Raw genomic sequence first — 22,921 nt, 5'->3', positions numbered from 1 at the left:
AATTTTAACCTAATTTTGAAAGGGCAGGGGCCGTCGATGAAAGACGGGCCTTTACGCCAGCACTTACTTGCCTTTGGCAGCTAAGTAGAGCGGCATGACCTTGGGCACCAGTGCCTGCAGGTCTTTAATACGGTTTTCACTGGAGGGGTGCGTACTTAAGAATTCGGGGGGCGCTTCCTTGTTGGCCGCCATCATTTTCTTCCATAAGCTGACTGCGGCTTCCGGGTTGTAACCGGCGCGCGCCGCCAGCTCCAGCCCTATGCGATCCGCTTCACGCTCCTGTTCACGGCCATTGGGCAAGGAGAAGAACAGCTGGCTGCCCATACTGGCGCCTTGTGCCGCCATATTGCCCGCGGTGCCGCCTATGTAGGCCGCGAGTGCCTGTAAACCGAACTGCTGAACATAGGCTTGTGACATACGCTCACGGCCATGCTCACGCAAGGCATGCGAGATTTCGTGGCCAATCACCGCGGCTAGCTCATCATCGGTGGCATTGAGTTTTTCGGCCAGACCGGAAAACACCATGATCTTGCCGCCAGGCATGCAATAGGCATTGAGCTGGTCATTTTTTTCGACATTGATTTCCCATTTCCATTTGGTGGCATCTGGCCGGAACACGCCGACCTGGGTGATCAGGCGGTGAGAAATGGTAGTCACGCGATTCAGCAAGGCCTTATCTGCGTTAAGGGTATGGTTCTTTTGCGCATCTTGCAGGGTTTGCGTATACGATTGCGCAGACATTTTATCCACGGTCGCTGAGGGTAACAGCAAGAGCTGGCTACGCTGTACGCCCGAGACGCTATTGTTGGTGGTGCTGGCGCAGGCAGACAACAAGGCGCACAGGCAGGCTATTCCCAGGGTTTTAATGGTCGGCATGTGTTTCTCCTCTTGTTTCTAGGTCACGTATTGGCAGTGACCATTCGTTTTTATGATCATTCCATTCAGGTGCTGCGATCAGTCTACCCATTCAGTGCGGAATGCATGTCGTTGCTGATCGCTGAATGCTTGACTCTTAAGTATCAGTCATTCCGGTTAAATTTTGACTTGCGAGCCTAGCTCTACCACCCGGTTAGGCGGTAATTTGAACTGGTTGGTAATCGACTCTGCCGTTCTAAACAAGCCAATAAAGATTTTTTTACGCCAGAACGCCATGCCGGGTTTATCTGAGGCCAGCAGGATTTCCTTGCCGATAAAGAACGAGGTATCCATGGTGTCCAGCGTGAGGCCGAATGGTTCGGTCAATGGCAGGTCACGTGGCAAGTCTGGTTCGTCCATATAACCATAACGCAAGGTCACGCGGTAAAAACCGTAAGGCAGCACCTCCATCGAGGCGCGCTCTTCCAGCGTGGTGTAGGGGTAATCAACAAAACGCACCGTCAGGATCACCACTTTGTCATGCAGTACCTTGTTGTGTTTGAGATTATGCAGTAGCGCATGCGGCACACCATCCGGGTTGGGCGTCATAAACACGCCTGCACCATTGACACGGGCGGGCGGGTGCGCCCCAATCGCTTGCACAAACGGGATCAGCTCCATGGATTCGGACTTGAGAATTTGGTAAAGCAGTCTGCGCCCGGTTTTCCAGGTACGCATCAGCGTGAAGATGATGATGCCGATCAATAAAGGCACCCAGCCACCATCCGGGATTTTGAGAATGTTGGCCGCAAAAAACGAGAGGTCAATGACAAGAAATAGCGAAATCAGGCAGGCCGTTTTGAGTTTGCTCCAGCCCCACAGGTGGTGGAACACCACGGCCGCCAGCAAGGTTGTGATGACCATATCGCCGGTCACGGCAATACCGTAGGCTGCCGCCAGGTCACCAGAACTGCCAAAAATCAGCACCAGGCCCATGACTGCGACCATTAGGCCCCAGTTGACACGCGGCATGTAGACCTGGCCCTCTGTTTGCTCTGAGGTGTGCGAGACATGCATGCGCGGAATAAAGCCAAGTTGCAGCGCCTGGCGCGAAACAGAGAACGCGCCGGTAATCACGGCCTGGGAGGCAATCACGGTCGCCAGGGTTGCCAGGATAATCAGCGGGAACAAGGCCCAGTCTGGGGCCAGGTGGTAAAACGGGTTTTGAATGGACTCTGGCTCGGCCAGAATAAGTGCGCCTTGCCCAAAGTAGTTGCAAATCAGTGCAGGCAACACGAACAAAAACCAGGCAAGGCGAATCGGTTTACGGCCAAAGTGACCCATGTCAGCATACAAGGCTTCGGCACCGGTCACGGCTAGGACTACCGCACCGAGCGCAATAAACGCAATTTTGGGCTGGGTGGCAAAAAACTGATAAGCGTAGAAGGGGCTTAAAGCCTTAAGAATTTCGGGGTGATGACTGATATTGAGGATGCCCAAAATGCCTAATACCGAGAACCAGGTCAGCATGATAGGACCAAAAAAAGCACCGACGACAGCGGTGCCTTTGCTTTGTGCCCAGAACAATACAAACAGGACGCACAAAGTAATGGGGACGATCCAGCTATCCAGTTGCGGTGCTGCCACCTCGAGGCCCTCAACCGCTGAGAGCACGGAAATGGCGGGGGTGATCATGCCGTCGGCATAAAACATGCAGGCCCCGATAATACCTAGCAGCATGATGCGTTTACGCTGGTCGGGTTCGCCGCCAGCATAGCGGCTAGCCAAAGACAGCATCGCCATGATGCCGCCTTCACCACGGTTATCTGCCCGCATGATAAAGGCCACATATTTGAACGACACAATCAGCAATAGCGCCCAGGTGATTAGCGACAAGATGCCGTAGACATTGGCTTGTGTCAGTAACAGTGGGTGGTGCCCGACTGCAAAGACTTCTTTCATGGTGTAGAGCGGGCTGGTGCCAATGTCACCGAAAACGACACCTAGCGCGGCGAGAGCCATGGTATGGAGCGCCGTTTGCTGATTTTTTGTATGGTCCATTGTGTGAACAGCTAAAGACAAACGATTATTATCGGGTAATTTTAGAGCTTCACCAAAGATTTTGACGCAAATTATCTTGATGACCTAAATGCATGTGGACGATTACACGAAAAGTGGAGCGCCTAGTCGGGGCTGATTTGCGTCACCACCACCTCTGCCTGACCTTGATGCAAGGTCAGTTTCAAGGGCGTCTGCAGGCTGAGTTCGCTGGCCGCGGTCACTGCGCGGCCATCGGCTTTTTGCACAATGGCATAGCCCCTGGCCAACACCTGATGCGGGTTGAGTTGTTGCAGGCTGGCGGACAGGTATTGCAGTTTGCGTTGTTGCGTTTGTAAACCTTGCTGCATGGCCAGTTGCAGTCTGTGTTGCCATTGCTGCAGACCGCGGCGCTGTTGTTGCAGATGCTGGGTGGGGGAGATCAGGCGTCTGGACAAGTAGTCCAGGGTCTGGCTTTGCTGGCGCAAGCAAGATTGCATGGCCCGGCCCAGCCTTAATTGTAATTGCCTGAGTTGATCGCGAAGCTGCGCCTGATCCGGGCAGGCCAATTCGGCTGCCGCTGTCGGTGTGGCCGCGCGCAAGTCAGCGACAAAATCGGCAATGGTGAAATCTGTTTCATGGCCCACCCCGCTAATGGTCGGCAGGCGACAAGCGGCGATTGCGCGTGCAACCACCTCTTCATTAAATGACCATAAGTCTTCTATGCTGCCACCACCGCGGCAAATCAGCAGCGTATCAACCTCTTGCCGCTGATCAGCCAGATGAATGGCTTGCGCAATCAGCTCGGCAGCGCCTTTGCCTTGCACCGGCGTCGGGTAGATGATGACAGACATGGCCGGCGCACGGCGGCGGATGGCGGTTAACACATCGCGCAAGGCGGCGGCATCCGCTGAGGTCACCACGCCTATGCGTTGCGGATTGGCCGGAATGGCTTGTTTACGCTCGGCAGCAAACAGCCCTTCGTTTTGTAAGCGCTGCTTGAGTTGTTCATAAGCTTCATACAATTTGCCCAGGCCAGCGGGCTGCATAAATTCCACCGTCAGTTGTACATCGCCTCTGGCTTCATACAGCGTGACCGTGGCACGCGCCTCAATCAGGTCCCCTTCGCGCGGCACCATGCCTAATACGCTATTGCGCCCTTTAAACATCACACAACGGATTTGTGCGCGTTCATCCTTGAGCGAAAAATACCAGTGGCCACTGGCGGCACGGGTGAAGTTTGAGAGCTCGCCCGAGATCCAAAAGAGGGGAAAACTGGTTTCCAGCAACTCTTTGGTGAGTCGGGTGAGGTCGCTGACACTCAAGATTTGTTTGAATGATGTCGATAACAAGCTAGCCATAGCTGCACATTATCCCTCAGCCCCGCTGGATTTGGCTATGTCTTTCATCGAATGGCCGGTGTCTGAGCAGAGGCGCTCTGTGGGGATGCTGAACACTGATTCAATATAGAGGGGCACTTTTGGGTAAAAGCGGCGTCTTGATATGAGCAGCATGGGAATGGTTGATGACTGTCTGACCTTGAAGCAAGGTCATTTCCCTCAGGATTGTATGCGAATGAAAAAATATTTATTTTTTGCGCGATCATTTTTTATGTGTTGTCTGTACACAAGTGCTGTGCATGGCTTGGGACTGGTTGCGCAGGCGCAGGCGGATGAAACGTCTGACAAATCGCCGCCCGAGACGGAAGTAGCCGCGGTCGAGACCACGAATCCTGTCATGGCCAGCTACAAGCGCGAGCAGGCGGTGATGCAGAATGACGCCTACAAGCAATTCATTAAATTACAGGTGAGTCTGGCGACAGGCACAAAAAATGCGCTTGGGATCAGCAGTTATGCCGAGGCGCACGCCCATTACTGTGCGTTGGCTGCAGAAACCCGTGATCCTGATGCGCAATTTGCCATGGGCTGGTTTTACAGCATGGGCAAAGGCGTGGAGGTCAATCATGATATTGCCGCGCGTTTTTTCAGCCTGGCGGCGATTCAAGGCCATCGCGATGCCCGGATCTGGCTGGACCAGGGCACTGGTAATGCCTCCGTGGCCAAGCTGCCCGCCTGCATGCAAAATCAGGGGCAGTCAGCGGCTGAGGTGCTGTTCCGCAAACGCGGCCCCATTTACACGCTGGTCAAAAAACATGCGCCTGCTTATGGAGTAGACATTGATTTGGCGATGGCCGTGATTGCGGTGGAGTCCGGCTTTAATCCCAAAGCAACTTCACGCAAAAAGGCCCAGGGCCTGATGCAATTGCTACCCGAGACGCAGGCCAGGTTTCACGTCAAGGATGCTTATGATCCTGAGCAAAATATCAAAGGCGGCTTGTCCTACCTGCGCTGGTTGATCAATTACTTTGATGGCGATGTCGAGCGCGTCGTAGCGGCTTACAATGCCGGGGAACATGCGGTGTCCAGACATCAGGGCATCCCGCCTTACCCGGAGACACGCGACTATGTGAAGCGCGTGGCGCGTTACTACAAGAAAAAACATCACGAAATCAGGCAAACTGAGGCCATGCGTGACGGGCAGAGCCCGGCGGCCAACTCCTGAATCTTTCTGCTGACTGTTTGTGCTGTTTGACCGGGATAGCCAGGCCAACTTAAAAAACCGGGAACCATCCACACCCAGGCTGCCTATTAGCTGCGTTATCCATTACAATTTGCATTTGATCATCGGGTAGGAGCGGGCAATGGCAGCATGGTTTAGAGGGCGTGGCGGCTATGTATTGGGATTTTTGGCCGGATTTGGCATTGTGGCACTCGCTTTGTATATTCAAGTACAAAACCAGCTTGAACCCTGCCCCTTGTGTATCTCGCAACGCATCATTTTCATGAGCCTGGGCTTGTTGTTTTTGCTGCACGTCTTTGTCTCCCCCAGATCTTGGCTACATGCCGGATTGGCCCTGATCGAGGTGTTGACGGCGCTTGGCGGCGCGGGGGTGGCGATACGCCACTGGTGGCTACAGGCACACAAAGAAGAAATCTTTGCCGATTGTGGTGTCGGCTTTGATTACATGTTTGAAAACTTCCCGCTGAAAAAAGCACTTACCCTGGTATTTCGTGGTACGGGCGATTGTGCCGCCATAGACTGGACGTTTCTGGGATTAACCTTGCCCCAATTGGGCCTGATCAGTTTTATTCTGTTTGCGGTGTATGCTGCCTGGCTATTTCGTAGCCGTCGCGCTGGATAGCAAAAGTCTCGATCTCAACTTCGGGGGTGCTTTCATCCAGCATGGCCGCTTGTTTTTCAATCGCGTCATGCCAGGCTTTAAAATGCGCTTCGCATGACTGCTCGGCTCGTTGCGAGATGCTCTCTGCCGGCACGCTGGCGGCCTTAAGCTTGGCAGTCTCGCGCTTGAGGCAACCCAGATATTTGGCTTTGGCATACACCTCTTCGGTTTGCAGGCTGGCGATTGCCTGATCCGCCTGATTCAGCGATTGGCACAAGGGGACAGGTTCGCTGGGGATGGTCCAGGCCTTTCCCGAGGTCTTTTGCATATGGATCACACTGGCAATATCGCGGCCACGCTGGTTAATCCAGTATTCCAGAATTTCGTTGCCACAGCGTTCATCCTGACAGCGCATCACGCTTTTCAATAACCAGGCCGCCTGCTTGGTCATGCGTTCGTCAGAAATGCCACAGTTATGGATGACGTCGTGCGAGCGGGATAGATACAATTTGTAATTGGCCCGCCAATTGGGATGGCTGGCACAGGCGACTTTATACAGCGGGTTAGAGACGCTGCACTGGTCTTGCTGCATGCTTTGCAGGCGTTCCGGTGCGCGATTGCCCGTCATGCGGCATGCCAGCGAAATGGCCTGGCCGTAGGCTTGCGTCACCCCCCAGAACGACAGTCTGGCAGAGGCATAATCTGGCCGTTGCTTGAGTGTCTGATCGTTTTTCCAGTCCAGCGTCTCTGAGGCAAGTTCGGACTTGTGAAATACCACTTCGCGTTCAACCTCCATCGAAAACTCACTGCAGGAGGCTTGTACCAATTTGGTGGCAATCGTATCGTCATGATCGTCTGTACGCAGCTTGAAAAGGATAATGTCTTCGTGCTGGCCGACTTGCATGGAGTCTAAATCAACCGACACCGTCAGAAACTTTTCCCGTCCTTGCACCGTATGCCATTGTTCGGCATGCAGGGGTGGGCTGGTAAACAGGCAGCTTGTAAACAGCGTCAGACAGGCGGGAAGTGCGTTTTTGAATAGCATAAAATCAATGGTCATAAATAGAAAGCAGCGGCAAGTGGCCGCCATTGTAATGATTATTCTGCGGCGGAGATAGCGACCTGATTGCGTCCGGCCTGCTTGGCCTCATATAGTGCCTGGTCTGCTCGATGCAGCAATTGTGTCAAGCTGTCCCCCATCCGCAACATTGCCACGCCGCAACTGATGCTGATCTGGCCAATGTCGGGCAAAGATCTGGCGTGTACCTGCTGCCGGATTTTTTCGGCCAGCTTTGCCGCCTGAGCAAGGGTGATGCGGGGCGCATAAATCATCATTTCATCGCCTCCCCAGCGCACGGCAATGTCAGACAGGCGCGTATTTTTCTTGATGCATTCGGCGACGGTTTTAATGACCTGGTCACCGATGACATGGCCGTGCGTGTCATTGATGGATTTAAAACGGTCTATATCTATCAGAATCAGCGCATCCGAGATTTTCCTGCCGACCGTGTGGGTATGCTCAGCAAACACTGTTTCAAAGTGCTGACGATTGCTCAAACCAGTTAAAAAGTCGGTGCTGGACAGCGTTTTTAAGTTTTCTTTTTCAACTTGCAGGGCGGTATTGGCCGCAGCCAGTTGTTCGGTCCGCTGTTTGACCAATGCTTCGAGATCGGTGTTCAGGGCTTTTAAATGATTGGTCTGGCTTTCACGCAGGCATTCGTAGTTGCGGATGATGAAAAACTGTCCAAGCAGGTACAGGCACAAGCTCAGAATATCCAGATGACCATATTCTGAGGGGAAGAGATGCGTTAAGTGATTGCCCACCACCAGCAACAGTAAAATCGCCAGCATCTGGTAGCCCATCTGCCTGCCTTTGAGGTAAAACGCTCCAGCAAGAATAAGGAGCAATAATCCGCTCCGGGTACTGTTGCCAGTCGCCAGAAAATAGACCGTCAAAAACTGGAGAAAGCATAACCAGAGGGCAATGCCGGAGATCAGCTCGACGCGCTGTTTGTTGCGGCGCAAGGCCCATAGCAAGGCAAACGCAATCAGACCAAACACAATATCCACGATGCCGATGAGCGGATGCACGCGCCAACGGATGATGCCCATGCTAAAAGACACGATGCCAAAGAAGGTGAACACGTTGTTTAGGAAAACCACCTTGTAACGCATGTGGTCCGCATCGCCGGACGCTGGAAAAAGCTTGATGGGATGCAACATCATGACAAGCGCTTGGCTAAACCACTTTTTCAACATCCGGTATCCTAAAGAATAATTGTTTTTGTGATGCGATCAGATTATGTAAAATTGAGACTTTGTCGTTAGCTGTACATTACCGCTGAATTTTACATATATTAAGCTGCTGCGTGTCATCGTACGCGCGCATTCACAAATTTTTATGTTTCGGAGTGGTCTTACTTCATCCCCGAAAACAGATTATCGGTCCCTATGAAACCTTACCTGACCCTGGACAATTTTGTTGGAAACACGCCGCTGGTGGCTTTGCAGCGTATGAACCCGAATCCGAGCAATACGATCTTGCTCAAGCTGGAAGGCAATAATCCGGCCGGGTCAGTTAAAGACCGGCCTGCCTACAGCATGATTGTGCGGGCAGAGCAACGCGGGCAAATCAAGCCAGGCGATACGCTGATTGAAGCGACCAGTGGCAATACCGGCATTGCACTGGCCATGGTGGCGGCCATGCGCGGTTACAAAATGGTGTTGGTGATGCCGGAAAACCAGTCCGTTGAACGCCGTCAAAGCATGAAGGCATATGGCGCTGAACTGATCTTGACACCCAAAGACGGCAGTATGGAGTTGGCACGCGATGTGGCACTGAAGTTGCAAGCAGAAGGCGAGGGCATTGTGCTGGATCAGTTTGGCAATCTGGATAATCCGCAAGCGCATTATGAAGGGACCGGGCCGGAAATCTGGCGTGATACCGCCGGAGCGGTGACACACTTTGTATCCAGCATGGGCACCACTGGCACGATTATGGGCACTTCGCGCTTTCTCAAGGAGCAAAATCCTGCCATTCAGATCATCGGCGTGCAGCCGGAGGAGGGGGCGCAAATCCCGGGGATCCGCAAATGGCCAGAAGCCTATCTGCCTAAAATTTATGACCCCAAACGCATAGACGGGTTGCGGTATGTGAGCCAGAAGCATGCGGAAGAGACCACGCGCAAACTGGCAACCAAAGAAGGCGTTTTTGCCGGGATTTCCAGCGGCGGTGCCTTGTATACGGCAATGCAACTCTCCAAAGAAGTGAACAATGCGGTGATTGTCACCATTGTGTGCGATCGTGGCGACCGCTACTTGTCTACAGGTGTGTTTCCCGATTGATGCGCCTGTGGGCACTGCTGCTGTGCTGTTGGTCTATGCCGCTTTGGGCCATGACCGAGCTTAGCCTCAGTGCCGAAAGCATCCAAGGCGATTTCTTTCAACTCGACCACCCGCATGCGGTGGTGAACTTGCAGCGCAAACAGCATGTACAAATTCATGCCGAGCGCTTGCAGGTGGGCAATGCCAGCATTGATCACCCGGATATGACACTGGAGATCAGTACGCGCCCCAGCCTGCTGATTACCTCCGAGCAGTTAAAAATGCCTGATTACCAGGTACGCCGCCCGCGCATCTATCTGGATTACCGTCTGCAAACTCGGCAACCGTTGATGACGGTTGATGCTGAAGTCAAAGCGATGCAAGATGAGGTCTGGGGCAAGTTCCACGTGTATTGCCAGTTGCCGACACAAGCCAGTCAGGAGACTTGGCAGTGTAATGATGGCTTGTATCATGATGTCCGTTCACATATCCCGTTTAATCTGACGGTGATGCCGACCTGGCACACTGCATCGAACACCAAGGCCAGCAGAGGGCTTGAGCTGCAACTGGCGGTGAAAGACGCCAAATTCAGTGATGCCGCAGGCTTGCATGCGGCGGAGAGACTGACCGGGGTGATGCATATTGCTGCGCATGAGGTGGCGAATGGCTGGCGCTGGCAAGGCGTATTTGAATGGCAACAAGGCGAGTTGTTCTGGCAACCATTTTATTTTGCCGAGGGCAACAAGCGATTTGAAATCCGTGGCCTGTATGCATCGCCCATCCTGGAGATTGAAGCAGCGACCTTGTCATTGCAAGGCGTAGGCACGTTACACAGTCAAAGCCGGTTTAATCTGGATAGCCAGCGCTTTGAGTTTTTAAAGCTGGATGCCAAAGACGTCGATTTTAACGGCCTTTACCAGTCGTTTATCCAGCCTTTGCTGCCTGATTCCGTGTTCGGACAGCTCAAGGTGAATGGCAAAGCCGACTGGTCTTTTGAGGCCAAAGGCCTGCAGCCGGTGAAGTTTCAGCTGGATGTTGCGGATGCCACGGTTGAAGATCAACGTGGCAAGTTTGGCTTTGCCCATCTGAATGCGCATATTCCCTGGGATTACGATCAGCCGCAGCAGATCAGCATGGGCTATGCCTCTGGCCATGTGCTTAAGATTCCGCTCGGAAAAACGCAATGGCAGGCAAACGTGAATCGGTTCTCGATTACCAGTCCAACTTTGAGCTTGCCTGTGCTGGATGGCGCCTTGATCTTTGAAGACGTGTCTGCCGCCTGGATACATCAGAGCATGGTCTGGCACCTGAAGATGGACATGCAGCCCATCAGCATGCGCACCTTTAGCCAGGCGCTCGGCTGGCCTGTCATGCGAGGTGAGATCAAAGGCCAGATTCCACTCGTAACTTATGCCAACCATGCCTTGCGCATGGATGGGGAGATGCAGCTGAGCTTGTTTAAAGGGCAAGTCGCGCTCTCTGATCTGGAAGTCGATGATCCGCTGGGGGCTGTCCCCAAGCTGCATGCCAATCTGCGCATGCGAGAGATTGATATGGGTGAGATCACGCGGACGTTTAATTTTGGTTCGATTACCGGCAAACTGGAAGGTGATGTCCAGCATTTGCGCTTACAAAACTGGAAGCCTGTCTCTATGAATGCTGTGATACAGACTGCGGATGGCCCTTTTGAGAAAAAAGTGTCTCAACGCGCGGTCGAAAACATCACTGCATTGGGTGGTGAGGGCACGGCGGCAGCCCTGCAACGGACGTTTTTGCGTTTTTTCAAACAGTTTGGCTATGAAAAAATGGGTTTAAGCTGCGAGCTGCGTGGGGATGTTTGTAAAATGGGCGGTGTTGAGCAGATTCCGGGCGGATTCGTCATCGTCAAAGGTGAGGGGATTCCCTCAGTCAACGTGAATGGCTATACCGAATATGTCAGCTGGAAAGATATGCTGGCCCGCATGCGGCGGATCACTGATAGCAATAGCAAAATGATCGTCAAATAAGCGCACTCAATGGCGATAGTTTTAAAGAAAGGAATTCGCGTGATGGGTAGGCAACAACAAAACACGGTTCAAAGGCACAGCGTCGTTTTCAAGCGTTTGATACTCAGCCTGGCCATGCTGCTCAGTGCATGTGTCACCATTAATATTTACTTTCCCGCCGCTGCCGCTGAAAAAGCGGCTGACAAGGTGATTGATGAGGTCTGGCAACTGCCAGCCAGCTCTACCGCGCCGACCCCGCCGGCGACGACTCAAGACCCTGTGTCCCCCTCTGTTCAGGAGATCAAACCATGATCCATGCACTGTTTAACCTGTTGTGCCGCTATCGTCAGTCTGCAATCTCTGTGCTGACTACCATTTTGCTGGTTGCCGCACCGACTGCCGCACTGGCAGCCGCAGATTTGGATATCAACACGCCTGCACTGGCCGCAGTTAAAGCCAGCATGCAAGCGCGCCATCCGCAATTACTGCCTTACTACCAGTCAGGCGCAATTGGCTTTACCGCGGATGGCTATATTGCCATCAAAGAGGCCAGCGGAGTGCCATTATCACAACGTAACATGGTCACCAGCTTGGTCAATCAGGAGAACAACGATCGCACCCAGCTCTACCAGGGCATTGCTGCCGCCAATGGGCATCCAGAGTGGGCAGGCGAGATTCAGCGCACCTTTGCCCAACGCTGGATGGATAAAGCGCAAGCGGGCTGGTTTGTGCAGAAGGATGGACAGTGGCTTAAGAAATAAGCGGTCTGAACATACAAAAGCCGAAATGGAAAGCTCCATTTCGGCTTGATTGTTTTGCGCAGACGATGTTAGCCGCCTGCCAGCAGAAGCTTAAAAGTGATACTGGAAGCCCAGAGACAACAGGTTCAGGTGTGAGTCACTGTCGCCAGCCACTCTGCCATAGTAGGCATAAGTCGCTTTAATATCGACCACTTGATTGATCGGATACTTGTAGCCAAAGCCGGCAACATAGCCCCAGCCTTTATCGTTTACTGAGCTACTTCCTACATTGTTACCCGCCGATGCGCTAATACGTGCATCCAACTCTGAGTAAATGGCACCCGCTTTAACAAAAAAATTGGGGAATTGGCTAGGGCTGAATAAGCCTGATAACTCAACGCCTTTGGCATCGTATTTGATGCTCGCTGATCTGATGTTATCAGAGGCGTCGATTTTTTCTTTAGTGGTTTTGAAGTACGCAAGTTCCAGGGAAAGATTTTCATTGACGCTGTAGCCCGCAAATATCCGTCCTGCGCCTGCATTTCTATCCTGTTTTACCGAGGGGGTTGTGCCAAACTCATCAAACCACGCTTCCTTGAAGTCACGTGTTTGATTTTTTTGCCGAAGGTAAGCGACATCCAAACCAAAATAAAACGGTGTTTGTTGCAAGCCATGCTGGCTTTCTGGCTCAGCGGCACTCACAGTGCTGGCGGCTGACATCAGCAATAGTCCCAAGAGAGAAGTTGTACGCAATAGTTTCATAGAAGTGCCTTTACGGTCTGATTGAGGAATGATTTGTTTTTTTTGTTACTTTAGCAGAAAAGGTTAAATTACGTAACTTTTGGTGTGACTATGTTTGTAGGTGTGGGCTGTCACAAATCGGTCATCTAAGACCGCCGAGCAGTAAAGTGTCAGGATGGTGCATAAAACCGCGCTAAATGACTAAAAAGGCAACTTATCTACTGCCATAGATGGTCACAGTGGTGCTGTGGCTGCACAGGCCGGCTCAAAATGACTACTATGCTTATTTTTGGCTTGCCTCGTGGTGAACCGTAGGTATGTCATCAATCAAATCAATTGCTTAAAGCAAATCACCACTGCCAATAGCGCCCCCAAAGTGTGCCGCATTGAACAACTCCGGCCGGTTGCTTCTCTCATCTAGATTGAGAACAAACAGGTAAAAGTCATTGATTTCAGTTTCAGGCATGTTCATTGCATACAATCAAAGTGCGTGTCCCAATGAAAGGAGTTTGTTGTGCCAACTAATCTTTTCGTTCTACCCCGTCTGGGTGAAAGCATTCATCAGCAAGACCTGGGGATTTACTACATTCTGAATCATCACACCGGTCGGGTGCGATCATTGATCCAATTAGCGCGCGAAAACGTGCACTGGTATTTGATGCAGCTGCAACCGATTGCGGATGGACTGGATTATCGCTGGTCGGTGCTGTCGCGTGAGCAAGACTGCGCGCTCAAGGCCGCCACCGACAAGCAAATTGCACATTATTTTTCCAGGCCTGAATACACTGAACCCTCTGGTGCATGGCAAGTCATGCGCAATGCGCACTTTGGCTTTGGTAAATTCACGCCGATGGCCGCACCCCAGGAAGTCAGTTACGCGATTCTGACGTTTGACGGTGAAGAAATGCAAACGCCTATCCGATTGCATAAAGCGCCTGCGGAATGGCTGGAGGAAGATTCTGAGACGGATATTATGCAACTGGAATTTGCCTGACCGCGCTTTAATCAGGGAGCAAGCTTGATTCTAAATTATCGGAATCAAGCGACAACTACCACCATTACAGAGTCGCTCACAGTGGTAGTTGTGGTGGATCTGGGGCCAGATGCTGTTATCTCTAAGCCTCAGTACTGACAACGCTCCCTGCTGGACCACGATTTTGCATGTTGGAGGATAAGGCCTGCAAAAAGCCACTCAAGCTGGCGTTGCTGCTACTGCCACCGAGTGCGCTAACCAGTGACTGAAAACTGCTCTCCAGCGCACTGTTCTCGTTTGTTGATCCACTGGTGGTCGTGTTACTGGCCGTTGTGTTGCTGGAATCACTACTTGTATTTAAAGCGCTAATCAAGCTTTGTAGTTTTGCTTCCATATCTTGTTTGCCATGGCCGCCGAAATGACGGTGTACGCCTGCTGTTGTGGTGGCATCAATACTCGTCTTGTCTGTACTGTCACTCGTACTTTCTGTATTGGTGCCAGCCGTCCCCTGTGATTGCAGGGCGCCCATCAGGTTTTGTAAAAAACTGCTCAATGCATCACTGGCATCTGTACTCGTGCTTGTTGTGCTACTTGTATCTGTGCTCTCTGTGCTGGTACTTGCACTGTTAGTCCCCTGACTGCCGAAGAGAGATTCCAGACCGCCTGAAATGCCAGCACTTTTCAGCGCTGCGTCTATCGCCCCCAAAAATCCGCCGCCATCCTTACCTTGTTTGTCGCCATCTGGCGGCGGAGGCGGCGGTTGCATGCCATTACGCTGCCCCACTTGCGAAAGCGATTGAATGTAGTTGTTACTGCCGATTGAACTGATAGATGTCATGATGAGTACTCCGTAAGTTTTTAAAGGTTCAGGGCTCAAGCATTGCTCCCTGGCAATGCTCTTGTTGACTGAACGGATACAGAGTAATACGGCACCTCTTGGTTTGATAGACTAAAAAAACATAAAAAACCCTTATAAATCATATATTTAAATGTATCAATTGATACAAAAGTGCACTAATTGTATCTTTTGATACAAACGCAGTCTTTTTTCTACAAGCTGACTGCATAGATTGCTGTCAGCACTGGCGCTGTGCTATTTTAAAAGCGACTCTTTAACAGGAAATCCGATGCTTAGTTTGGTGTTTGATATTGAAACGATTCCCGATGTTGCCGGGATCCGCCAGTTACATGATCTGCCAGCCAGTTTGAGTGACGACGAGGTTGCGAATATCGCTTTTCATCAGCGGCGCCAGCAAAATGGCACGGAGTTTCTGCCGCATCATTTGCAGCGCGTGTGTGCGATTTCCTGCGCCTTGCGTGAAGGGAACCAATTTCGCGTCTGGACGCTGGGCGATGAGCAAGCCAGTGAAGCTGAAATTATCCAGCGCTTTTTTGACGGGATTGAAAAATACACCCCTAACCTGGTGAGCTGGAATGGGAGTGGTTTTGATTTGCCGGTGCTGCATTACCGCGCCATGGTGCATGGCATTGCTGCGCCACGCTATTGGGATCTGGGCGAAGACGACAAGGATTTTAAATGGAATAACTATATCAGCCGTTATCACATGCGCCATCTGGATTTAATGGATGTACTGGCCATGTATAGCGGACGTGCCAATGCCCCACTGGATGACATGGCCCAGCTGTGTGGCTTTCCAGGCAAGCTTGGCATGGATGGCAGCAAGGTCTGGCAGGCCTATCTTAACGGTGAAGTCAAGGCGATCCGCGATTATTGCGAAACGGATGTTGCCAATACGCATTTGGTGTACCTGCGCTTTTTAAAAATGCGTGGGCATTTGAATGAGGCTTGTTACCAGTCAGAAATCCAGCTGGTGCGGGATACGCTGGCAGCCTATCCTGGCGAACACTGGCAGCAGTTTATGGCTGCCTGGGACGCAATGGATTCCACTGTTTAAGGCGTCGCTGTCGGTGCGGGTTCCTCAGCGCTTTGATCGTCAGTGAGCGGCTCGACAGTATCCTCATCAATCTTGTTTTTCCAATTAAGAATGATGCGTTTAGATTTTTTTGCGTCGTGCACAAAACGGTAGCGCTGCTCGCTACCCAGGTAACTGGCAACCGCCTGGTATTTGCCACTCGGCAAGTTGAGCAACAGTCTCGGTGCGGCATGGTCTAGCGTAAATACTTCCTGATTTTTACTGTCCAGAATGGCCAGCTGGATATCATCAATGACGCGACCCGCCTTGCCCTCGGAAAACAGAAAATACAAATTGAATTGTTTTTTAAAGGCTTCCATGGCCTCTACTTCTTCTGAGCCTATGCCGCCAGTGACGTATTGCACCCCATGCACATCCTGCTGGATGGAAATCTCATCGGCATGGCACACCCCAGCCGCGAATAGCGAGAGGCAGATGGCGAGTGAAAGGCAATATTTTTTTAACATGGTGACCTCCTCATTTTGATTAGACCTTGAAACGATTGTATGCCCAAATCAGGTAAAATAACAGGCTATGAGAAATAGCCGTCAACGATCATCCAATTTATCCCCCGCTGCCAAGGCAGCGCAAACTCCGCGCCATGCCAGCATTGAATCACTCGACCAGGAAGGACGGGGCGTTGCCCATGTCGATGGTAAGGTAATTTTTATCGAAGGGGCACTGCCATTTGAAGAAGTCCTGTTTGTTTCGCACCATGTCAAATCGACCTATGAGCTTGCGACCGCGACTGAGGTGCTGAAAGCTTCGAGCCAGCGCGTAACCCCTGGCTGTGCTTATTTTGGCATTTGCGGTGGCTGTGCCATGCAACATCTGGAGTTTTCGGCACAAGTCGCAGCCAAGCAACGCATGCTGGAAAATGATTTGTGGCATATTGGCCGTGTCAAACCTGCCAAGATTTTACCGCCTATTCAGGGCACGCCTTGGCACTATCGGCACAAAGCCCGTTTACGCGTGCGCTATGTCGAGAAAAAGGGTGGGGTGCTGGTGGGCTTTAATGAAAAGGGCAGCAGCTATGTCACTTTTATGGACAGCTGTGAAGTCCTGACCCAACCGGTGTCGGATTTGATCTTGCCGTTGAAAGCGTTGATTGGACAGCTCTCAGTTAAACAGTCGCTGCCACAGATTGAACTGGCGGTAGGTGAAGATGCTACGGTACTGGTGCTACGCATTCTGGAAGCGCTGACCGAGGACGATGTGGCCTTGTTGAAAAACTTTGAAGAGGCGCATGGTGTGCAAATGTGGACGCAAACCAAAGGTCCCGACACGGTCAAGCCTTTGTTTGATCATGGCGATAAATTGCACTACAGCCTGCCTGAGTTTGGTTTGGAGTATCCCTTTAATCCAACGGAGTTTACGCAGGTCAACCCTGCCATCAACCGCGTCATGATCCGTCGTGCCATGCAGTTGTTGCAGCCGCAGGCGGGTGAGCGTATCGCCGATTTTTTCTGTGGGCTCGGTAATTTTACCTTGCCGATTGCGCGCAGTGGCGCCACGGTGTATGGGGTGGAAGGTGCACAGGCGCTGGTGAAACGGGCGATTGAAAACGCAGGCCTCAATGGCGTGACCAATGTCGAGTTTGCTGAGTCTGATCTGTTTGATATGACGCCTGAGTCATTATTGGCCTTGGGCGCGTTTGACAAATGGCTGATTGATCCACCGCGTGATGGTGCGATTGAACTGATCAAGGCATTGCCCGAGGCTGAAGATCCGAATGACAGTCACGCGCCCTCACGCATTGTTTATGTCTCTTGTAACCCTTCCACGCTGGCACGCGACGCTGCCATTCTGACTCAGGTCAAGGGTTACCGCTTAGAGGCGGCTGGGGTGATGAATATGTTCCCGCATACGGCGCACGTAGAATCGATTGCTGTGTTTGAGAAGGATTGATGTGCTAGCTGTTCCTCTGCGCTGGCTCAAGCTGGCGCACCTTTTGGCGTTGATCTGTTTAGGGATAGGGGTGGCCGGCTGTCATTCCTCCAATGCACCGAATACACTGGTGTTTGCAGTGGCGCAGGCGCCACTCAATCTGGATCCGCGCTATGCCACCGATGCGGCTTCAGAGCGGGTCAATCGTCTGGTTTATCAGCGGCTGGTCGAGTTTGATACCGCTTCACACGAAGTCGCCGGGTTGGCCTCCTGGCAGCAACTGGATGCCCTGCATTACCGTTTTCACTTGCTGCGGGCCCCAGTATTTCATGATGGCCAGCCCTTGACTGCCACCGATGTGAAAGCGACTTACGATAGCCTGCTCACACTCAAAGACTCGCCCCATACTGCCGAATTCAGGCATATTCGCAACATTAGCACCCCGGATGCAAAGACCATAGACTTTACGTTGGCGCATGCCGATCCCCATTTTGCGGCGCGTATGATTGTCGGCATCCTCCCCGCACGATTAATTGCGGCTGCGCATGACTTTAGCCATGCGCCAGTGGGCAGTGGGCCGTTCAAGTTCGATGGCTGGTCATCTGCGCTGGTGCTGGAGCGATTGGGAGATGGACTCAAGGTGCGCTTTGAAGAAGTCAAAGACCCGAATGTGCGCGTGCTCAAGCTCAAGCGTGGTGAGGCCGATTTGATTCAGGGCGATTTGCCGCCTGAGCTGGTCAAGTATCTGCAAACACAAGCGAATATCACGGTGAATACCGGGGTGGGTGCCAATTATTCTTATCTGGGCATTAATGCCCAGGCAGCTTTTTTAAAGGATGCGCGCGTGCGGCAAGCGATTGCGTATGCGATTGATCCACAGGCCATCATCGATAAAGTCATGGTCAGTCAAAGTCGGCAAGCCAGTGCCATCCTGCCACCCGAGCATTATGCGGGCAATGCGCAATTGCAGCCATATCATTACGATCCCGCTCGCGCCAGACAGTTATTGGCTGCTGCCGGGGTCAAGCTGCCATTGACGCTGATCTATAAAACCAGTACAGATCCGCAACGGGTGCGGCTGGCGACGATTTTGCAGGCACAGATGCAAGCCGCAGGCATAGACTTGCAAATCAAGAGCCTGGATTGGGGCACTTTTTTTGCCGATGTGCAAAAAGGCAATTTTCAACTTTACGGCTTAACCTGGGTGGGCATTAAAACCCCGGAAATCTACGGCAAAGTCTTTGGTTCCAAGAGTATTCCGCCCACAGGCTTTAACCGAGGGCGGTATCAGGATGCCCAACTGGATGCCTTGCTGGAGAAAGAAGACTGGCCTGCCGTCACGCAACGTGTCCACCAGCAGTTGCCCGTGATTCCACTCTGGTATGAAGGTCAGTTTGCCGCCTATCGAGGATCAATTAAACGCTATACCCCGGCGCCGGATGGCAATTGGGATGGGTTGACCAAAGTGGCTTTTCACGCTGCGCCACATTAAGCTTGCTTAAACCGGGGCCTGAACACCAAACCAGTGGCCAATCAGCGCCGTGGCGACCATCGCCAGCGCGCCCCAGATCACCACGCGGATGACGCTTTTGCAGACACTGGCCCCGCCAGTACGTGCGGCCACCATGCCTAGCAAGGCCAAAAATGGCAAGGTGCTGAACATCAGCCACGACTGCACTTGTGCATGCGGGGCGATCAGCGTGGTCAGCAATGGCAATAGCGCGCCGCTAGAAAAGGCTAATGCCGAGGCAAATGCAGCTTGCAGTGGTTTAGCCTGGTTGATGTCATGCAAGCCTAATTCGTCACGCGCATGTGCCCCTAAAGAATCATGTTGTGACAGCTCCTGCGCGACCTGTTTTGCCAGCGCAGGCGACAAACCGCGCTGGATATAAATGCCTGTGAGTTCACGCAATTCGCTTTCAGGGTTTTGTTTGAGCTCTTGCGCCTCACGCGCGAGGTCGGCCTGTTCAATATCGGTTTGCGAGCTCACCGAGACATATTCGCCAGCAGCCATGGATAGCGCCCCCGCGACCAGCCCGGCGATGCCCGTCATCATTAATGCCTGTTGCGCCGTCCCTGCCGCTGCCACGCCCATCAGCAAACTGGCGGTAGAGATAATGCCATCATTGGCGCCTAATACGGCTGCACGTAACCAGCCACTGCGCTGTAAAAAATGTTTTTCATGATGTTGCATGGCGCACCTGTAGGATTGAGGGGTTGCGATAGAGGGCCGAGTTTAAAAGCATTGGTGCAACGATTGTAATGCAATTTATATTGCCCCAGACGCTCGACTTGCAAATCTGCGGTCAACGGCCATGCAATTGCGATTAAATGCCTTAGAATAATAACTATGTATATTGATATTTCAATTCCGGCGCAAACGCTGACCTTGTTTGATGATCTGGGCCAGCCGCGCAAACAGTACGCAGTGTCAACGGCGGCGAATGGGGTAGGCTGTGTCAAAAACAGCGGTTGTACACCGCTAGGCACCCATATTGTTCGCGCCAAAATTGGCGAGGGTGCGCCGGAAAACACCGTATTCGTTGGCCGCCGGCCTACGGGAGAGATTTTTACACCAGCCTTGAAACAGGCTTTTCCTGAACGTGACTGGATTCTAACCCGCATTTTATGGCTCAGTGGCACCGAGCCAGGTAAAAACCGCCTCGGAGAAGTAGACACCATGCAGCGGTATATTTACATTCATGGCACACCTGACAGCACCGAGCTCGGCAAGCCCGGTTCGCACGGCTGTGTACGCATGCGCAATACTGACCTGATTGAGTTATTTGATCTGGTGCCTGTGGGTACCCCAGTCCATCTGCACGAGGCGGATGATTAAGCGTTTATTGACATTGCTGCCCGTGGTGCTGGGGGTGCTCTGCCTGACATTCCTGCTACTACATCTGGTGCCGGGCGATCCGGTGGATGTCATGCTGGGCGAGTCTGCCAGTGCGGCCGACCGCGAGGCGCTCAAAGCAGAACTCGGCCTGAATCAGCCATTGTGGCAGCAGTTTTTGCAATATACCGCCCATCTTTTGCACGGTGACTTTGGTGTCTCCATACACACGCATACCGATATTTCAACCTTGTTGCTGCAAACCTATCCAGCGACCATGCTATTGGCGGTGTCGGCCTTGTGCATAGGCATCAGTATTGGTGTTCCGCTGGGCGTCTGGTCTGCACTCAAGGCCGGACATTGGCAAGACGTGATGATCACCTTATTCAGTATCCGTGTGGCGGCCATGCCGGCATTCTGGCTCGGGCCCTTGCTCATGCTGGTGTTTGCCGTCTGGCTGGGCTGGTTGCCCGTGAGTGGGATGGAAAGCGCGGCAAGTGTGGTGTTGCCCGCGCTGACCCTGGGTTTGGGCTTAAGTGCCATTCTCACGCGCATGACACGCACCAGCTTGCTCGAGGTCTTGCATGAGGACTATATCCGCACGGCGCGCGCCAAAGGCTTAAGTGAGCAACAAGTGATCCTTAAACATGCCCTAAGGGCGGCCTTGTTGCCGCTGGTGACCATTGTTGGTCTGCAAATGGGCAGTTTGCTGGCCGGGGCGGTGATCACAGAAACCATTTTTGGCTGGAATGGCGTCGGCCGCCTGCTGGTGGATAGTATAGAAAAACGCGACTACCCGGTGACGCAAGCCTGTGTGCTGGTGATTGCCTTGAGCTATGTACTGATTAATCAGGGCACAGATTTGGCCTATCGCTGGCTGGATCCACGCACGCGAGGGCAGGCATGAAGACCTTTTCTCTGCTGACCCTGGCATTTTGGCTGCTGGCGGTACTGCTTGGTCGCCTGGTCGAGATGAGTCCCAACCAGATTGATCTGGATGCGATTTTGCAGTGGCCAAGTGCACAACACTGGCTGGGGACTGATGATCTGGGCCGTGACATTCTGGCACGCGTGTTACATGGCGTGGAAGTGTCATTCATGGTGACGGTGATTGTGACGACCATGACCATGGCGATAGGGCTGACGATAGGCTTGCTGGCCGGGTATCATGGCGGCAGGCTGGATGATGCACTCATGCAAATCACCAGTATTTTTCTGGCGTTTCCCGGGATCTTGCTGGCGATTGCGTTTGCCGCAGTGCTGGGTGCGGGTCTCAATAACCTGATACTGGCCTTGTGTCTGACCGGCTGGGTGACCTACGCCAGACTATCGCGCGGGCAAGCTCTGGCACTACGCCAGCGCCTGCATGTGCTGGCGGCCGAGTCATTAGGCGCTGGCGCATGGCGTATCATGTTGCGCCACATCTTGCCGCTATTGCTGTCCATTTTAATGGTTGAGGCTGCCTACAGCATGGCCAGTGTCATGATTGCCGAAGCTTCGCTGTCCTTTCTTGGCCTGGGAATTCAGGCCCCGGAGGCCTCCTGGGGTGCCATGTTGCGTGATGCGGTGCGCTTTATGCTGGTCGCCCCTCATTATGTGTTGACCGTAGGCGTGTGCATGATGAGCCTGATCCTGGCAATTAACTTGGGGGGGGATGTCTTGCGGGACAAACTGGATGTGCGTCAGGGAGTGCAAGCATGAAAAAACAATACCGTTATTACGACCTCATTATGGCCGCATTTGCGGTTGTGCTGGTTTGTTCCAACCTGATCGGTCCCGGCAAAATCACCGAAGTCCATGCGCCGTTGCTGGGTGCGCTCACATTCGGCGCGGGCATCATGTTTTTCCCCATCAGTTTTATTTTTGGCGATATCCTCACTGAGGTGTATGGCTATGCCGCCTCGCGTCGCGTCATTTGGACCGGCTTTATCTGCCTGGCTTTTGCCAGCCTGATGGCATGGGTGATTGTGGCCTTGCCACCCGCCCCGGATTGGCATGATCAGGCGGCCTATCAATCTGTGTTTGGCTCGACTGCCCGCATTGCGCTGGCCTCGCTGGTGTCTTTTGTCGCTGGTGAGTTTGTGAATTCCTTTGTACTGGCCAAAATGAAAGTGTTGACCAGTGGCCGCTGGTTATGGAGCCGCACCATAGGCTCGACCATTTTTGGCGAGGCGGTTGATACCATGCTATTTTTTCCGCTGGCCTTTTATGGCTCAGGCGAATTCCCAGATGCCATGATGCCGCAAATTGTGCTGGCGCAATTTACGGCCAAAGTGCTGGTAGAAGTCGCTTTTACGCCAGTCACCTATAAAATCGTCGCCTTTCTCAAACGTGCAGAAAAAGAAGACTATTACGATACCCATACCGACTTTAGCCCGTTTAAGCTTTAAACTGGCTACCTTTGACAACTTCTGATTATCGGAACCCC

Annotated in this window: 24 protein-coding genes; 14 read left to right on the top strand and 10 right to left on the bottom strand. The window is 52.6% G+C overall.

What is annotated here, in order from left to right:
- Positions 1-63 precede the first annotated feature (63 nt).
- The 3 genes from GOC95_RS03770 to xseA all read right to left on the bottom strand — a co-directional run bounded on the left by GOC95_RS03770 (position 64) and on the right by xseA (position 4,253).
- On the bottom strand, positions 64-876 hold the full coding sequence (locus tag GOC95_RS03770) for a M48 family metallopeptidase (protein ID WP_275355856.1): 813 nt from the start codon (positions 874-876) through the stop codon (positions 64-66).
- Between the two features lie 156 nt (positions 877-1,032).
- Entirely contained in the window at positions 1,033-2,916 is a 1,884-nt protein-coding gene (locus tag GOC95_RS03765; RefSeq protein WP_194748211.1) for a potassium transporter Kup, read from the bottom strand.
- A gap of 122 nt (positions 2,917-3,038) precedes the next feature.
- Positions 3,039-4,253, bottom strand: a complete 1,215-nt coding sequence (xseA, locus tag GOC95_RS03760; protein WP_194748210.1) for an exodeoxyribonuclease VII large subunit — start codon at positions 4,251-4,253, stop codon at positions 3,039-3,041.
- A 250-nt stretch (positions 4,254-4,503) separates the two neighbouring features.
- On the opposite strand from xseA, the gene GOC95_RS03755 reads away from it, so the two are divergent.
- Positions 4,504-5,454 (top strand): transglycosylase SLT domain-containing protein, encoded by a 951-nt coding sequence (locus tag GOC95_RS03755; protein ID WP_275355854.1) that lies wholly within the window; start codon positions 4,504-4,506, stop codon positions 5,452-5,454.
- Between the two features lie 139 nt (positions 5,455-5,593).
- The gene (locus GOC95_RS03750; protein ID WP_275355852.1) at positions 5,594-6,094 is read left to right on the top strand and encodes a disulfide bond formation protein B; all 501 of its coding nucleotides are present in this window, start codon (positions 5,594-5,596) and stop codon (positions 6,092-6,094) included.
- On the opposite strand, the gene GOC95_RS03745 is transcribed toward GOC95_RS03750, so the two are convergent.
- A complete protein-coding gene (locus GOC95_RS03745) occupies positions 6,039-7,118 on the bottom strand; it encodes a hypothetical protein (protein ID WP_275355850.1) in 1,080 nt (359 codons plus the stop codon). The two genes, GOC95_RS03750 and GOC95_RS03745, sit on opposite strands and share 56 nt — an antisense overlap.
- 53 nt (positions 7,119-7,171) lie before the next feature.
- A complete protein-coding gene (locus GOC95_RS03740) occupies positions 7,172-8,299 on the bottom strand; it encodes a GGDEF domain-containing protein (protein WP_275355848.1) in 1,128 nt (375 codons plus the stop codon).
- 225 nt (positions 8,300-8,524) lie between these two features.
- On the opposite strand from GOC95_RS03740, the gene cysM reads away from it, so the two are divergent.
- The 4 genes from cysM to GOC95_RS03720 are packed head-to-tail and all read left to right on the top strand — an operon-like array spanning position 8,525 to position 12,143.
- Positions 8,525-9,418 (top strand): cysteine synthase CysM, encoded by an 894-nt coding sequence (gene cysM / locus GOC95_RS03735; RefSeq protein ID WP_275355846.1) that lies wholly within the window; start codon positions 8,525-8,527, stop codon positions 9,416-9,418.
- A gap of 50 nt (positions 9,419-9,468) precedes the next feature.
- Complete coding sequence (locus GOC95_RS03730) at positions 9,469-11,403, top strand: hypothetical protein (RefSeq protein WP_275355844.1); 1,935 nt, start codon at positions 9,469-9,471, stop codon at positions 11,401-11,403.
- A 42-nt stretch (positions 11,404-11,445) separates the two neighbouring features.
- Entirely contained in the window at positions 11,446-11,694 is a 249-nt protein-coding gene (locus GOC95_RS03725; protein WP_194748204.1) for a hypothetical protein, read from the top strand.
- Positions 11,691-12,143, top strand: coding sequence for a YdbL family protein (locus GOC95_RS03720; protein WP_275355843.1), 453 nt, complete (start codon positions 11,691-11,693; stop codon positions 12,141-12,143). Before GOC95_RS03725 ends, GOC95_RS03720 begins: the two co-directional genes overlap by 4 nt.
- 90 nt (positions 12,144-12,233) lie before the next feature.
- Here the strand turns inward: GOC95_RS03720 and GOC95_RS03715 are convergent, their stop codons facing one another.
- Positions 12,234-12,884 carry a porin family protein gene (locus GOC95_RS03715; protein WP_275355841.1) on the bottom strand — a complete coding sequence of 217 codons (651 nt, stop codon included), beginning with the start codon at positions 12,882-12,884 and terminating at the stop codon, positions 12,234-12,236.
- A 319-nt stretch (positions 12,885-13,203) separates the two neighbouring features.
- Positions 13,204-13,329: a hypothetical protein gene (locus GOC95_RS03710; RefSeq protein WP_275355839.1), complete on the bottom strand. Its 126-nt coding sequence runs from the start codon at positions 13,327-13,329 to the stop codon at positions 13,204-13,206.
- A 48-nt stretch (positions 13,330-13,377) separates the two neighbouring features.
- Here GOC95_RS03710 and GOC95_RS03705 point away from each other — a divergent pair, with 48 nt between their 5' ends.
- Entirely contained in the window at positions 13,378-13,857 is a 480-nt protein-coding gene (locus GOC95_RS03705) for a hypothetical protein (protein ID WP_194748201.1), read from the top strand.
- A gap of 121 nt (positions 13,858-13,978) precedes the next feature.
- Here GOC95_RS03705 and GOC95_RS03700 read toward each other — a convergent pair whose 3' ends face one another.
- Entirely contained in the window at positions 13,979-14,674 is a 696-nt protein-coding gene (locus GOC95_RS03700; RefSeq protein ID WP_275355837.1) for a hypothetical protein, read from the bottom strand.
- Between the two features lie 289 nt (positions 14,675-14,963).
- Here GOC95_RS03700 and GOC95_RS03695 point away from each other — a divergent pair, with 289 nt between their 5' ends.
- Positions 14,964-15,752, top strand: a complete 789-nt coding sequence (locus GOC95_RS03695) for a 3'-5' exonuclease (protein ID WP_194748199.1) — start codon at positions 14,964-14,966, stop codon at positions 15,750-15,752.
- On the opposite strand, the gene GOC95_RS03690 is transcribed toward GOC95_RS03695, so the two are convergent.
- Positions 15,749-16,237 (bottom strand): hypothetical protein, encoded by a 489-nt coding sequence (locus tag GOC95_RS03690; protein ID WP_275355835.1) that lies wholly within the window; start codon positions 16,235-16,237, stop codon positions 15,749-15,751. The two genes, GOC95_RS03695 and GOC95_RS03690, sit on opposite strands and share 4 nt — an antisense overlap.
- Before the next feature lie 67 nt (positions 16,238-16,304).
- Between GOC95_RS03690 and rlmD the strand changes: the two genes are divergently transcribed.
- Together rlmD and GOC95_RS03680 are read left to right on the top strand one after the other, a co-directional pair.
- A complete protein-coding gene (rlmD, locus tag GOC95_RS03685) occupies positions 16,305-17,678 on the top strand; it encodes a 23S rRNA (uracil(1939)-C(5))-methyltransferase RlmD (protein ID WP_275355833.1) in 1,374 nt (457 codons plus the stop codon).
- Positions 17,679-17,742: 64 nt separating this feature from the next.
- Positions 17,743-19,149 carry an ABC transporter substrate-binding protein gene (locus tag GOC95_RS03680; RefSeq protein ID WP_275356384.1) on the top strand — a complete coding sequence of 469 codons (1,407 nt, stop codon included), beginning with the start codon at positions 17,743-17,745 and terminating at the stop codon, positions 19,147-19,149.
- A gap of 6 nt (positions 19,150-19,155) precedes the next feature.
- Here the strand turns inward: GOC95_RS03680 and GOC95_RS03675 are convergent, their stop codons facing one another.
- A complete protein-coding gene (locus tag GOC95_RS03675) occupies positions 19,156-19,851 on the bottom strand; it encodes a VIT family protein (protein WP_275355831.1) in 696 nt (231 codons plus the stop codon).
- Positions 19,852-20,007: 156 nt separating this feature from the next.
- Here GOC95_RS03675 and GOC95_RS03670 point away from each other — a divergent pair, with 156 nt between their 5' ends.
- The 4 genes from GOC95_RS03670 to GOC95_RS03655 are packed head-to-tail and all read left to right on the top strand — an operon-like array spanning position 20,008 to position 22,883.
- The gene (locus GOC95_RS03670) at positions 20,008-20,496 is read left to right on the top strand and encodes a L,D-transpeptidase (protein WP_275355830.1); all 489 of its coding nucleotides are present in this window, start codon (positions 20,008-20,010) and stop codon (positions 20,494-20,496) included.
- On the top strand, positions 20,489-21,400 hold the full coding sequence (nikB, locus tag GOC95_RS03665; protein WP_275355828.1) for a nickel ABC transporter permease: 912 nt from the start codon (positions 20,489-20,491) through the stop codon (positions 21,398-21,400). The genes GOC95_RS03670 and nikB overlap by 8 nt, the downstream gene beginning before the upstream one ends.
- Positions 21,397-22,194: an ABC transporter permease gene (locus GOC95_RS03660; protein WP_275355827.1), complete on the top strand. Its 798-nt coding sequence runs from the start codon at positions 21,397-21,399 to the stop codon at positions 22,192-22,194. Before nikB ends, GOC95_RS03660 begins: the two co-directional genes overlap by 4 nt.
- Positions 22,191-22,883 (top strand): queuosine precursor transporter, encoded by a 693-nt coding sequence (locus GOC95_RS03655; RefSeq protein WP_275355826.1) that lies wholly within the window; start codon positions 22,191-22,193, stop codon positions 22,881-22,883. The genes GOC95_RS03660 and GOC95_RS03655 overlap by 4 nt, the downstream gene beginning before the upstream one ends.
- Positions 22,884-22,921: the final 38 nt, after the last annotated feature.

Origin of the sequence: Methylophilus sp. YYY-1, assembly GCF_029132825.1 — a bacterium.
Classification (GTDB): Bacteria; Pseudomonadota; Gammaproteobacteria; order Burkholderiales; family Methylophilaceae; genus Methylophilus; species Methylophilus glucosoxydans.
The sequence above is the reverse complement of the archived record's forward strand: the minus strand, read 5'-3'. Positions and strand labels throughout refer to the sequence as shown.